This window comes from Enterobacter cloacae complex sp. IR5441 (assembly GCF_049238215.1).
GTDB classification, from domain to species: domain Bacteria; phylum Pseudomonadota; class Gammaproteobacteria; order Enterobacterales; family Enterobacteriaceae; genus Enterobacter; species Enterobacter hormaechei_C.
Genome location: NZ_JBMKIA010000001.1, coordinates 136,585 through 149,737, shown reverse-complemented (window position 1 = coordinate 149,737; position 13,153 = coordinate 136,585). Strand labels below are relative to the sequence as shown.

Genomic DNA, 13,153 nt, shown 5'->3' with positions numbered 1-13,153 from the left:
TTTGGCGTTATAAAATCGTCATTCAGTATAATCGTCACCACCCGGCAGCACATTGTCTCAATGCTCAATTATCTAACGGGAGTGGCACGCTATTTTGAGCATATGCCCAACACAGTGGGCGCTGATGCACAGAATCAACGATTAGTGGTTCGGGAGCGATCGCGATCACATTCTCACCTTTCCTCTCCTGGCATTCTTTATTTCCTCAATAAGAAACAATTAACCATCTGGCTATATTTAGTATCAGATATTTTGCTGGAGAAGAGTGAACAATGGCCGATATTGAAATTCGACAGGCGTCGCCGACGGCGTTCTATATAAAAGTGCACGATACCGATAACGTGGCGATTATTGTCAACGACAATGGCTTAAAAGCTGGCACCCGCTTTCCGGATGGCCTGGAGCTGATTGAGCACATTCCGCAGGGGCATAAAGTCGCACTGGTCGATATCCCGGCGCAGGGCGAAATCGTGCGCTACGGCGAAGTCATCGGCTATGCGGTGCGCGCTATCCCGCAGGGTAGCTGGATTGAGGAGTCGCTGGTTGAGCTGCCCACCGCCCCGCCGCTGGAGTCGTTGCCGCTGGCTACCCGCGTCCCTGAGCCGTTGCCTCCGCTGGAGGGTTATACCTTCGAGGGTTACCGCAACGCGGATGGCAGCGTGGGAACCAAAAACCTGCTTGGCATCACCACCAGCGTGCATTGCGTGGCGGGCGTAGTGGATTATGTGGTGAAAATTATTGAGCGCGATCTGTTGCCGAAATACCCCAACGTTGACGGCGTGGTGGGTCTTAACCACCTGTACGGCTGCGGCGTGGCGATCAACGCGCCCGCAGCGGTCGTGCCGATCCGCACGATTCACAATATCGCCCTTAACCCAAACTTTGGCGGTGAGGTCATGGTGATTGGTCTCGGCTGTGAAAAATTGCAGCCAGAACGCCTGTTGCAGGGTACTGAGGATGTGAAAGCCATTCCGGTTGACGATGCCAGTGTTGTGCGACTTCAGGATGAACACCATGTCGGCTTCACATCGATGGTCGACGACATTTTACAGGTGGCAGAGCGCCATCTGGAGAAGCTGAACAAACGCCAGCGTGAAACCTGCCCGGCCTCTGAACTGGTCGTTGGGACACAGTGTGGCGGCAGCGATGCGTTTTCCGGCGTCACCGCCAACCCGGCAGTCGGTTATGCCTCCGATCTGTTCGTGCGCTGCGGCGCCACGGTGATGTTCTCCGAAGTCACCGAAGTACGTGATGCTATCCACCTGCTCACGCCGCGCGCCGTCAACGAAGAGGTGGGCAAACGCCTGCTGGAGGAGATGGCCTGGTACGATAACTATCTCGACATGGGCAAAACCGACCGCAGCGCCAACCCGTCTCCGGGTAACAAGAAAGGCGGCCTGGCCAACGTGGTGGAAAAGGCCCTCGGGTCGATTGCCAAATCCGGCCAGAGCGCGATTGTGGAAGTGCTCTCCCCTGGCCAGCGACCAACCAAACGCGGTCTGATCTACGCGGCAACGCCTGCCAGTGATTTCGTGTGCGGTACCCAGCAGGTGGCGTCCGGCATTACGGTACAGGTCTTTACCACCGGGCGCGGCACGCCGTACGGCCTGATGGCGGTACCGGTGATCAAAATGGCGACCCGCACCGAGCTGGCAAACCGCTGGTATGACTTAATGGATATCAACGCGGGCACCATCGCCACCGGGGAAGAGAGTATTGAAGAGGTGGGCTGGAAGCTGTTCCACTTCATTCTGGATGTGGCAAGCGGGCGGAAGAAAACCTTCTCCGATCAATGGGGATTGCATAACTCGCTGGCGGTGTTTAACCCGGCGCCGGTGACGTGATGGCCCCTCACCCTGTCCTCTCCCCACCAGGGAGAGGGTTAGGGAGAGGGGAAAAGCCTCTTTAGACCAGCACCACATCGATCCCGCTTTTGCGTAATCCTTCAAGGCTTTCCGCCGGAATGCCTTCATCAACGATAATCATGTCGATCCGCTGAGTATCAATGATTTTATGCAGGCTTGAACGGTTAAACTTGCTGGAGTCAGTGACAACGATAATACGCTCCGCCACCTCGCACATTTTGCGGTTCAGACGGGCTTCATCCTCGTTGTGCGTACTCACCCCCCGGTCGAGATCGATGGCATCGACACCCAGGAACAGCAGGTCAAAATGGTAATTCTGTAAGGACTGCTCCGCCTGGTCGCCATAGAAGGACTGCGACTGACGGCGCAAGTGCCCGCCGGTCATCAGCAGCTCTACGCCCTCCGCTTCCAGCAGCGCGTTTGCCACGTTCATCCCGTTGGTCATGGCAATGACATCGGTGTGCTGGCGCAGCATGCGGGCAATTTCAAAGGTTGTGGTGCCGGAGTCCAGAATAATGCGGTGACCCGGCTTCACCAGTTCAGCCGCCGCCTGCGCGATGCTGCGCTTCACTGCCGTATTAAGGGAACTTTTGTCCTCAACGGACGGCTCCACGCCGGGGGCATTGCCTTCGCAAATCAGCGCGCCGCCGTAAGCGCGAACGGCAATCCCCTGCTTTTCCAGAAAGGCCAGATCGTTACGGATCGTCACCGTCGACACGCCGAATAAAAGAGAAAGATCGTTAACCTGCACGCTTCCCTGCGCCCGCAACCGCTGAATGATCTGCTCTCGCCTTTCACTGGTGCCGGTGATGCGCTTCTCTGCGGATGAATCGGTGCTGCTCATACGAGCTCCTTAGTAAATACACTTTCGTTTCATTTCGTTTTGCTTATTAACGCCTTTCTTTTGAGGGAATGCAAGCCCTGTATGGTGTGCGGACGCAAGCTTAATCGCCGCTGAAACCTTTCATTATGTTTCTTTTGTGAAACAGATCGGAAAACTATTATCTTTCGTTTTATTTTTACCTCACCATAATGCAGTATCAAATGAAACAAAACGAAAGATTAATACCAACACCATCCGAAATGGAGAGGAAAGTGAAACATCTGACAGAAATGGTGGAACAACATAAACGGGGGAATACAAACGGGATTTATGCCGTCTGTTCCGCACATCCACTGGTACTTGAAGCTGCACTACGTTACGCCCATTCACAACAGACGCCCCTGCTGATAGAAGCCACCTCAAACCAGGTGGATCAGTTTGGCGGTTATACCGGTATGACGCCCGCCGATTTTTATGGGTTTGTCTGCAAGCTGGCGGGATCTCTTGGTTTCCCCACCTCGCAGCTGATCCTTGGCGGCGATCATTTAGGTCCAAACCGCTGGCAAAACCTGCCGGCTTCGCAGGCGATGGCGAACGCCGACGATCTGATCAGAAGCTACGTGGCGGCCGGGTTTAAAAAAATTCACCTCGATTGCAGCATGTCCTGCAAAGACGACCCGGTTCCGTTAACCGATGCAATCGTTGCCGGGCGTGCCGCTCGGCTGGCTAAAATTGCCGAAACCACCTGTCTCGAGCAATTTGGCGTAGCCGATCTGGTCTACGTTATCGGCACGGAAGTTCCGGTTCCCGGTGGGGCACACGAGACGCTGACCGAGCTTGAGGTCACCACGCCAGAGGCGGCACGCGCCACGCTTGAGGCACACCGCCACGCATTCGAGAAGGAAGGGTTAAGCGACATCTGGCCGCGCATTATTGGCCTGGTGGTTCAGCCTGGCGTTGAGTTCGACCATGCGCAGGTTTGTGACTATCAACCGCATAAAGCCGTCGCGCTGAGCGAGATGGTTGAAGCCTACGACACGCTTGTATTTGAAGCACACTCTACCGATTACCAGACGCCGCAGGCGCTGCGCCAGTTGGTGAAAGATCACTTCGCCATTCTGAAAGTCGGCCCTGCGCTAACCTTCGCGCTGCGCGAAGCGCTGTTCTCACTGGCAGCAATTGAAGAAGAGCTGCTGCCGGCAAAAGCCTGCTCAGGGCTGCGTCACGTCCTGGAAAACGTGATGCTCGATCGCCCGGAATACTGGCAAAGCCACTATCACGGCGACGGCAATGCCCGTCGCCTGGCGCGCGGTTACAGCTATTCCGACCGCGTGCGCTATTACTGGCCAGACAGCCAGATTGACGACGCCTTTGAGCGGCTGGTACGCAACCTGGCGGATGAACCGATCCCGCTGCCGCTGATCAGCCAGTATCTGCCGTTGCAGTACAGCAAAGTTCGCGATGGCGCTCTCAGGTCCACACCACGGGAACTCATCCTCGACCACATTCAGGACATACTCCAGCAGTACCATGCCGCCTGCGAAGGCGTAACGACTCAACACGCATAATTAAAAAGAGGAAAACGCTATGCCAAACATTGTCTTATGCCGCATTGATGAACGCCTGATCCACGGTCAGGTGGGCGTACAGTGGGTGGGGTTTGCGGGGGCGAACCTGGTGCTGGTGGCAAATGACGAGGTTGCAGACGATCCGGTTCAGCAAAACCTGATGGAGATGGTGCTGGCGGAAGGCATCGCCGTGCGTTTCTGGTCCCTGCAAAAAGTGATCGACAACATTCATCGCGCCGCCGACCGGCAGAAAATTCTGCTGGTCTGTAAAACACCGGCTGATTTTTTAACGCTGGTCGAGGGCGGCGTGCCCATCACCCGTATTAACGTCGGAAATATGCATTACGCCAGTGGCAAACAGCAAATTGCCAAAACGGTATCTGTAGACGCGAACGATATCGCCGCGTTTAACGGCCTGAAGGCGGCCGGAGTGGAATGCTTCGTTCAGGGCGTTCCAACAGAGACTGCTTTGGATCTCTTTAAACTGCTCTGAGGGATTCACAATGGAAATCAGTCTGTTGCAGGCTTTCGCGCTGGGGCTTCTCGCCTTTATCGCGGGCCTGGATATGTTTAACGGCTTAACACACATGCACCGTCCGGTGGTACTCGGGCCACTGGTTGGCCTGATTCTGGGCGATTTGCACACCGGAATTCTGACCGGCGGTACGTTAGAACTGGTCTGGATGGGACTCGCGCCGCTGGCGGGCGCGCAGCCGCCAAACGTGATTATCGGCACCATCGTTGGCACGACATTTGCCATTACTACAGGCGTGAAGCCGGATGTCGCCGTTGGGGTCGCCGTGCCGTTTGCCGTGGCGGTTCAGATGGGGATCACTTTCCTCTTCTCGGTGATGTCCGGCGTGATGTCCCGCTGCGATCGCATGGCGGCTAACGCAGACACCCGTGGTATTGAACGGGTCAACTATCTGGCACTGCTGGCGCTCGGCGTCTTCTACTTCCTGTGCGCGTTTCTGCCCATCTACTTCGGGGCTGAACATGCGAAAACCGCCATTGACGTGCTGCCGGAACGTCTGATCGACGGTCTCGGCGTCGCGGGCGGCATCATGCCAGCGATCGGCTTCGCCGTGCTGCTGAAGATCATGATGAAAAACGTTTACATCCCTTACTTCATTATCGGCTTTGTCGCCGCGGCCTGGCTGAAACTCCCGGTGCTGGCGATTGCCGCGGCTGCGCTGGCGATGGCGCTGATCGACCTGCTGCGCAAATCGCCTGAACCCACGGCGCCTGCCGCCCAGAAAGAGGAATTTGAAGATGGCATCTAATCACACCACCCTGCCGGGCGTGTCTGAAAGTGAAGAGACACTGCTGACCGGCGTGAATGAAAACGTCTACGAAGACCAGAGTATTGGCGCTGAGCTAACGAAAAAGGATATTAACCGTGTCGCCTGGCGTTCCATGCTGCTACAGGCCTCGTTTAACTACGAGCGTATGCAGGCCTCCGGCTGGCTGTATGGGCTACTGCCCGCGCTGAAAAAGATCCACACCAATAAGCGGGACCTGGCGCGCGCCATGAAAGGCCATATGGGTTTCTTTAACACCCACCCGTTCCTGGTGACCTTCGTCATCGGCATTATTCTGGCAATGGAGCGTTCCAAGCAGGATGTGAACAGCATCCAGAGCACTAAAATTGCCGTCGGCGCACCGCTCGGTGGCATTGGTGACGCCATGTTCTGGCTGACCCTGCTGCCCATCTGCGGGGGGATTGGCGCCAGCCTGGCGCTACAGGGATCCATTCTTGGCGCGGTGGTCTTTATCGTGCTGTTTAACGTGGTGCATCTCGGCCTGCGTTTTGGTCTGGCGCACTATGCCTACCGAATGGGGGTCGCCGCGATCCCGCTGATCAAGGCCAACACCAAAAAGGTTGGTCATGCTGCGTCCATTGTCGGGATGACAGTGATTGGTGCGCTGGTGGCAACCTATGTGCGCCTGAATACCACACTCGAGATTAAAGCCGGGGATGCAGTCGTCAAACTGCAAACCGATGTGATCGACAAACTGATGCCCGCCTTTCTGCCGCTGGTCTACACCCTGACCATGTTCTGGCTGGTACGCCGTGGCTGGAGCCCGCTGCGCCTGATTGGTATCACCGTGGTGCTGGGCGTTGTCGGTAAATTCTGTCACTTCCTGTAAAAAGCAAAGAGGTTGCGATGTTAGGCATTATTTTGACGGGTCACGGCGGTTTTGCCAGCGGGCTGGAACAGGCGATGAAGCAAATCCTCGGCGAACAGCCGCAGTTTATCGCCATCGATTTTCCGGAAAGCTCCACCACTGCGCGGCTGACCGCGCAGCTTGAGCAGGCAGTGAATGAACTGGATGCAGAGCACGATATCGTGTTTCTCACCGATCTTCTCGGCGGTACGCCGTTTCGTGTGGCCTCTACCCTCGCGATGCAGCGCCCCGGCAGCGAAGTGATCACCGGCACCAATCTCCAGCTTTTGCTGGAGATGGTTCTGGAGCGCGACGGATTAAGCAGTGAAGCCTTTCGTTTGCAGGCGCTGGAGTGCGGCCATCGCGGCCTGACCAGCCTGGTGGATGAACTTGCACGCTGTCGCGAGGAAGCGCCCGCCGAGGAAGGGATATGAGGCAGCTGCTGCGCGCGCGTCGTCTGCTTACCGGGCAGGGCTGGCTGGATGACCATCAGCTGCGTATGGATAGAGGCGTCATCACCGCCATCGAGCCGATTCCGGCAGGGGTTAATACCCGCGAGGCAGACCTGCTTTGCCCGGCATACATTGATATCCACGTCCACGGCGGCGCGGGTGTGGATGTGATGGATGATGCGCCCGACGTGCTGGACCGGTTAGCCATGCACAAAGCGCGTGAAGGCGTGGGGGCGTTTCTGCCTACCACCGTCACCGCTCCGCTGGAGGCGATCCATGGCGCGTTACGGCGCATTGCCCGGCGCTGTCATGCCGGTGGCCCCGGCGCGCAGATCCTGGGCAGCTATCTGGAAGGCCCGTACTTTACACCGCAGAACAAAGGGGCGCACCCGCCAGAACTGTTTCGCGAACTGGATCTCGCGGAACTTGATGAGCTGATTGCGGTTTCGCAGAACACGCTGCGGGTGGTGGCGCTTGCTCCGGAAAAAGTGGATGCCCTGAAGGCGATCCATCACCTCAAGCAAAAAGGGATACGCGTCATGCTGGGCCACAGTGCCGCTACATACGCGCAAACCCTCGCCGCATTTGATGCAGGCGCAGCCGGGCTGGTGCACTGCTACAACGGCATGACGGGGTTACACCACCGGGAGCCCGGCATGGTTGGCGCCGGGCTTACGGACCCACGCGCGTGGCTGGAGCTTATTGCCGACGGGCATCACGTTCATCCTGGAGCCATGCGGCTATGTTGTTGCTGCGCGAAGGATCGTACGGTGCTGATTACCGATGCCATGCAGGCGGCGGGTATGCCTGATGGGCGCTATACGTTGTGTGGTGAAAATGTCGAGATGCAGGGCGGCGTTGTCCGCACGGCCTCAGGCGGGCTGGCGGGCAGCACGCTCGCGCTGGATGCCGCCGTGCGAAATATGGTGGAGCATACGGGGATCGCCCCAGAAAACGCAATCCATATGGCCTCGCTGCATCCTGCTCGTCTGCTCGGTATGGATCACCTGCTGGGAACGTTAGCGCCAGGCAAACGCGCCAATGTTCTTGCGCTGGATGCGGGTTTACACCTCCGGCAGATCTGGATCCAGGGTCAGGCTCTTTCCCTGTAGCCCCTTCACAGTGTGCCCTGTTGGCCTTACGGAAGACGATCGTAAGGCCTTTCTTTTCCTTTCCTTGATTTTCGCCTTTCCTTTCGCGATCACACTTTTCGTTTTATTTCTTTTTCGCCATTGAACTTTCGATTTCTTTTCTATAAATTTTATTTAACTGCTAAAGTGAACAAGTGAAACGAAACGAAAGATAGCGACACATTTACCAGCGTCTGATGTGGAATTCACACGACTAAGGACTGAGTTATGCCACAAACCACTATCGCCACCACCGGCACCTGGACCGAAAAAGAGATCCGCCAGCAGCCAGCCAGCTGGCTTCGCTCGCTCAACAATATTGATAATCTGCGCACGTCGATCGACAGTTTTCTGACGCCACTGTTGCGCAAGCCCGATCTGCGGATCGTTCTGACCGGCGCGGGCACGTCCGCTTTTATTGGCGACATCATTGCGCCATGGCTTGCCAGCCACACGGGGAAAAACATCACCGCGATACCTACGACCGATCTGGTCACCAACCCGATGGATTATTTCAGCCCTTCGCACCCGCTGCTGCTGGTCTCTTTCGCCCGTTCTGGCAATAGCCCGGAGAGCGTCGCCGCCGTTGAGCTGGCGAATCAGTTTGTACCGGAGTGCTACCACCTGTCGATCACCTGTAATGAAGCAGGCAGCCTGTACCAGAATGCCGTCGACAGCGATAACGCCTGCGCTCTGCTCATGCCAGCCGAAACGCACGATCGCGGGTTCGCGATGACAAGCAGCATCACCACCATGATGGCGAGCTGCCTGGCGGTATTCGCACCGGAAACGATCAACAGCAAAACGTTCCGCGACGTGTCCGATCGCTGTCAGGCGATCCTCACATCGCTTGGCGATTTCAGTCCCGGCGTCTTTGGTAACGAACCGTGGAAACGCATTGTTTATCTGGGCAGCGGTGGATTACAGGGCGCCGCACGGGAGTCTGCGCTGAAGGTGCTGGAGCTGACCGCCGGCAAGCTGGCGGCATTCTACGATTCGCCAACGGGTTTCCGTCACGGGCCTAAGTCGCTGGTAGACAACGAAACGCTGGTCGTCGTGTTTGTCTCCAGCCATCCGTATACGCGTCAGTACGATCGGGATCTGCTCGCCGAGCTGCGACGCGATCGTCAGGCCATGCGCGTGGTAGCCATTGCAGCCGAAACGGATCCGGTCATTGAAGCTGGCCCGCATATCCTGCTGCCGCCTTCCCGTTCATTTAACGATATGGAGCAGGCGTTCTGCTTCCTGATGTACGCCCAGGTCTTCGCACTGACACAGTCTCTGCACGTTGGCAATACGCCGGATACGCCATCCGCTAGCGGTACGGTTAACCGTGTGGTCCAGGGCGTCGTTATTCATCCGTGGCAGGCTTAAGAGGACAGGCTCATGAGTATTATTTCTACCAAATATCTTTTGCAGGACGCACAGGCGAAGGGCTATGCCGTTCCGGCCTTTAACATCCATAACGCCGAGACGATCCAGGCGATCCTCGAAGTCTGTAGCGAAATGCGATCGCCGGTGATCCTCGCGGGTACGCCGGGGACGTTTAAACATATTGCGCTGGAAGAGATCTACGCCTTGTGCAACGCGTATTCCCTTACTTATGACATGCCGCTGGCGCTACACCTCGATCACCACGAATCGCTGGACGACATTCGCCGCAAAGTCCATGCCGGCGTACGTAGCGCAATGATCGACGGTAGCCATTACCCCTTCGAACAAAACGTCAAGCTGGTGAAATCGGTCGTCGATTTCTGCCACCTCAACGACTGTAGCGTCGAGGCCGAACTGGGCCGACTGGGCGGAGTGGAAGATGACATGAGCGTAGACGCCGAAAGCGCGTTCCTGACCGACCCGCAGGAAGCAAAACGCTTTGTCGAAATGACAGGCGTGGACAGCCTCGCCGTTGCCATCGGTACCGCGCACGGTCTTTATACCAAACGCCCAAAAATCGACTTCCAGCGGCTGGCCGAGATCCGCGAGGTAGTGACAGTGCCGCTGGTGCTGCACGGTGCGAGTGATGTGCCGGATGAGGATGTGCGCCGCACCATTGAGCTGGGCGTCTGCAAAGTTAACGTCGCAACAGAGCTGAAAATCGCCTTCTCTGACGCAGTCAAAGCCTGGTTTGCCGAGAACCCACAGGGCAACGATCCGCGCTTCTACATGCGCGTCGGCATGGATGCCATGAAAGAGGTGGTCAGAAGCAAAATCACCGTTTGCGGCTCGGCGAACCGGCTGCTGCTTGCGACTGAAGCCTGAACCCATCGCGCATAACGTTAGTACCTAAAAAAATAACTATAAGCCTCGCAAATATGAAGGCGCGTCCTTAAGCCGGACAGCGCCTTCCATTATCCTAAAAATCCGAGGAGTCCCTACATGACACAGGAAAAGTCGTTTAAATCGAAAGCGTGGGAGTTTTTCCAGAGCCTGGGAAAGACGTTTATGTTCCCGGTCTCACTGTTGGCCTTTATGGGGTTGTTGTTAGGTATCGGTAGTTCTGTCACCAGCCCTTCCACCATCAAAAGTTTTCCCTTTCTGGGCGGCGAGTTAACGCAGCTCACCTTTGGTTTTATCGCCATGGTCGGCGGCTTTGCTTTTACCTATCTGCCGCTGATGTTTGCCATGGCGATCCCGATGGGCCTTGCCAGACGTAATAAAGCGGTGGGCGCTTTTGCCGGATTCGTTGGCTACATGCTGATGAACATGAGCATCAACTACTACCTGACCGCCACCCACCAGCTTGCGGATGCCGCCACCATGAGACAGGTGGGACAATCCATTGTGCTTGGCATTCAAACGCTGGAGATGGGCGTGCTCGGCGGCATTGTGGTAGGGGTGATCACCTACTTCCTGCACGAACGTTTCCAGGACACGGTGCTGCACGACGCGTTTGCCTTCTTTAGCGGCATTCGTTTTGTGCCCATCATTACCGCCCTCACCCTGTCGCTGGTCGGCTTGTTTATCCCCCTGCTGTGGGAATATGTGGCAATGGGCATTGCCGGGATTGGTCATATCATCCAGAGCACCAGCGTCTTTGGGCCATTCCTGTATGGTGTGGGCGTACTGCTGCTCAAACCTTTTGGCCTACACCACATCCTGCTGGCGATGGTGCGCTTCACCCCGGCGGGCGGCATTGAGATGGTTAACGGCCAGGAAGTGGCCGGTGCGCTGAACATTTTCTACGCCGAGCTGAAAGCTGGCCTGCCGTTTAGTCCGCACGTTACGGCATTTTTATCGCAAGGGTTTATGCCGACCTTTATCTTCGGCCTGCCTGCCGTGGCTTACGCTATCTACCGCACCGCGCGCCCGGAAAACCGTCCGGTGATTAAAGGGCTGCTGCTTTCAGGCGTGCTGGTTTCAGTTGTCACGGGTATTTCAGAGCCGATTGAGTTCCTGTTCCTGTTTATTGCCCCTGTGCTTTACGCGTTTCATATCGTTATGTCTGGCCTGGCGCTGATGGTGATGGCGCTGCTCGGCGTCACCATCGGCAACACCGACGGCGGCATTCTGGATCTGCTGATCTTCGGCGTCATGCAGGGGATGTCGACCAAATGGTATCTGCTGTTCCCGGTGGGTATCGCCTGGTTTGCTATCTACTTCTTCGTCTTCCGCTGGTACATCCTCAGGCACGATATTAAAACGCCGGGCCGTGAGGTTGACGCGCAGGGTGCTCTCCAGGCGGTGGAAGCCAATACCCGGGCACGTGGAAAATCGAAATACGATCATGGGCTTATTCTTCGCGCGCTTGGCGGTAAAGAGAATATTGAGTCGCTCGACAACTGCATTACCCGCTTACGTCTGGTGGTAAAAGATATGGGGCTTATCGACCAGCAGGCGCTGAAGGCCGCGGGCGCCTTGTCAGTAGTGGTGCTTGATGCCCACAGCGTTCAGGTGATCATCGGTCCGCAGGTGCAGAGCGTCAAATCCGGCATTGAAGCCTTAATTTAACAGGGGGACGTTGTGTTTGATTTCGACAGAATCATTGAGCGTAAAAGCGATAAATGCCGTAAATGGGATCATACGTTTGTGTGCTCGCGTTTCGGTGATGTCCCGGAGGGATTTATCCCGCTGTGGATAGCAGACATGGATTTCACCTCGCCACCCGCCGTGATTGAAGGCTTCCAGCGCATCGTGGAGCATGGCACCTTCGGTTACACCTGGTGCTTCGACGAATTCTACGATGCGGTCATCGCCTTCCAGCGCACCCGTCATCAGGTTGAGGTGCATAAGTCATGGATCACCCTGACCTACGGCACCGTTTCCACGCTGCACTATACGGTTCAGGCGTTCTGCAAACCCGGCGACTGCGTGATGATGAATACCCCGGTGTATGACCCGTTTGCGATGGCGACACAGCGACAGGGCGTGCGGGTGCTTGCAAATCCGCTGAGCGTGAAGGAAAACCGCTATCAGCTGGATTTTAATCTGATTGAAGTTCAGCTCAAAACTCACCGTCCAAAACTGTGGTTCTTCTGCTCGCCGCATAACCCCTCGGGCCGAATCTGGCGCGCGGATGAGATACGTCAGGTGTCCGATCTCTGTAAGCGCTACGGCACGATTCTGGTGGTTGATGAGGTTCACGCCGAGCACATTCTGGACGGTACATTCGTCAGTTGTCTGACTTCGGGCTGTGCCGCCCAGGACAACCTGATTGTGCTGACCTCCCCCAATAAAGCCTTCAACCTTGGCGGGCTAAAAACATCCTACTCAATGATTCCAGACGATTCGCTGCGCCAGCGTTTCCGCCAGCAGCTGGAGAAGAACTCCATTACCTCGCCCAATATCTTCGGCGTGTGGGGAATTATTCTGGCTTATCAGCAAGGTCTGCCATGGCTCGACGCGCTGAATGGTTATCTGCGCGGCAATGCCCGCTACCTTGCGGATGCCATTCAGACCCATTTCCCTGCATGGAAGATGATGAACCCGGAGTCGTCGTATCTCGCCTGGATAGACGTCAGTGCGGACGATCGCAGTGCGACGGCGCTAACTCAACATTTCGCAAAACAGGCTGGCGTGGTCATTGAAGATGGCAGCCACTACGTACAAAACGGCGAAAACTACCTGCGTATTAACTTCGGCACCCAGCGCTACTGGCTGGAACAGTCCATCAACCGAATGCTGAAGCATTACTGATAAGGATCTTACC

12 protein-coding genes are annotated in these 13,153 nt (G+C 56.3%); 11 read left to right on the top strand and 1 reads right to left on the bottom strand.

Annotation, left to right across the window (positions count from 1 at the left end; translation table 11 throughout):
- Window positions 1–272: 272 nt before the first annotated feature.
- Window positions 273–1,844: a galactarate dehydratase gene (gene garD / locus ACOTX5_RS00720; RefSeq protein WP_045911540.1), complete on the top strand. Its 1,572-nt coding sequence runs from the start codon at window positions 273–275 to the stop codon at window positions 1,842–1,844.
- A 61-nt stretch (window positions 1,845–1,905) separates the two neighbouring features.
- Here garD and ACOTX5_RS00715 read toward each other — a convergent pair whose 3' ends face one another.
- Window positions 1,906–2,709, bottom strand: coding sequence for a DeoR family transcriptional regulator (locus ACOTX5_RS00715; RefSeq protein WP_017693937.1), 804 nt, complete (start codon window positions 2,707–2,709; stop codon window positions 1,906–1,908).
- A 239-nt stretch (window positions 2,710–2,948) separates the two neighbouring features.
- Here ACOTX5_RS00715 and kbaZ point away from each other — a divergent pair, with 239 nt between their 5' ends.
- The 10 genes from kbaZ to ACOTX5_RS00665 all read left to right on the top strand — a co-directional run bounded on the left by kbaZ (window position 2,949) and on the right by ACOTX5_RS00665 (window position 13,140).
- Window positions 2,949–4,256, top strand: coding sequence for a tagatose-bisphosphate aldolase subunit KbaZ (kbaZ, locus tag ACOTX5_RS00710; protein ID WP_032682219.1), 1,308 nt, complete (start codon window positions 2,949–2,951; stop codon window positions 4,254–4,256).
- Between the two features lie 19 nt (window positions 4,257–4,275).
- Window positions 4,276–4,749, top strand: a complete 474-nt coding sequence (gene agaV / locus ACOTX5_RS00705) for a PTS N-acetylgalactosamine transporter subunit IIB (protein ID WP_003861728.1) — start codon at window positions 4,276–4,278, stop codon at window positions 4,747–4,749.
- Window positions 4,750–4,759: 10 nt separating this feature from the next.
- Entirely contained in the window at window positions 4,760–5,539 is a 780-nt protein-coding gene (agaW, locus tag ACOTX5_RS00700) for a PTS N-acetylgalactosamine transporter subunit IIC (protein WP_003861730.1), read from the top strand.
- A complete protein-coding gene (gene agaE, locus ACOTX5_RS00695; protein WP_017693933.1) occupies window positions 5,529–6,407 on the top strand; it encodes a PTS N-acetylgalactosamine transporter subunit IID in 879 nt (292 codons plus the stop codon). Before agaW ends, agaE begins: the two co-directional genes overlap by 11 nt.
- Window positions 6,408–6,424: 17 nt before the next feature.
- Window positions 6,425–6,859 (top strand): PTS galactosamine/N-acetylgalactosamine transporter subunit IIA, encoded by a 435-nt coding sequence (agaF, locus tag ACOTX5_RS00690; protein WP_017382441.1) that lies wholly within the window; start codon window positions 6,425–6,427, stop codon window positions 6,857–6,859.
- Window positions 6,856–7,989, top strand: a complete 1,134-nt coding sequence (nagA, locus tag ACOTX5_RS00685) for an N-acetylglucosamine-6-phosphate deacetylase (RefSeq protein WP_023304484.1) — start codon at window positions 6,856–6,858, stop codon at window positions 7,987–7,989. Before agaF ends, nagA begins: the two co-directional genes overlap by 4 nt.
- A gap of 246 nt (window positions 7,990–8,235) precedes the next feature.
- On the top strand, window positions 8,236–9,381 hold the full coding sequence (locus tag ACOTX5_RS00680) for an SIS domain-containing protein (RefSeq protein WP_045911541.1): 1,146 nt from the start codon (window positions 8,236–8,238) through the stop codon (window positions 9,379–9,381).
- A gap of 12 nt (window positions 9,382–9,393) precedes the next feature.
- Window positions 9,394–10,266, top strand: coding sequence for a tagatose-bisphosphate aldolase subunit KbaY (gene kbaY, locus ACOTX5_RS00675; protein ID WP_017693931.1), 873 nt, complete (start codon window positions 9,394–9,396; stop codon window positions 10,264–10,266).
- A gap of 117 nt (window positions 10,267–10,383) precedes the next feature.
- Window positions 10,384–11,955 carry a maltose/glucose-specific PTS transporter subunit IIBC gene (malX, locus tag ACOTX5_RS00670; RefSeq protein WP_017382443.1) on the top strand — a complete coding sequence of 524 codons (1,572 nt, stop codon included), beginning with the start codon at window positions 10,384–10,386 and terminating at the stop codon, window positions 11,953–11,955.
- Between the two features lie 12 nt (window positions 11,956–11,967).
- Window positions 11,968–13,140, top strand: coding sequence for a MalY/PatB family protein (locus ACOTX5_RS00665; RefSeq protein WP_023304486.1), 1,173 nt, complete (start codon window positions 11,968–11,970; stop codon window positions 13,138–13,140).
- The last annotated feature ends 13 nt before the right edge of the window (window positions 13,141–13,153 follow it).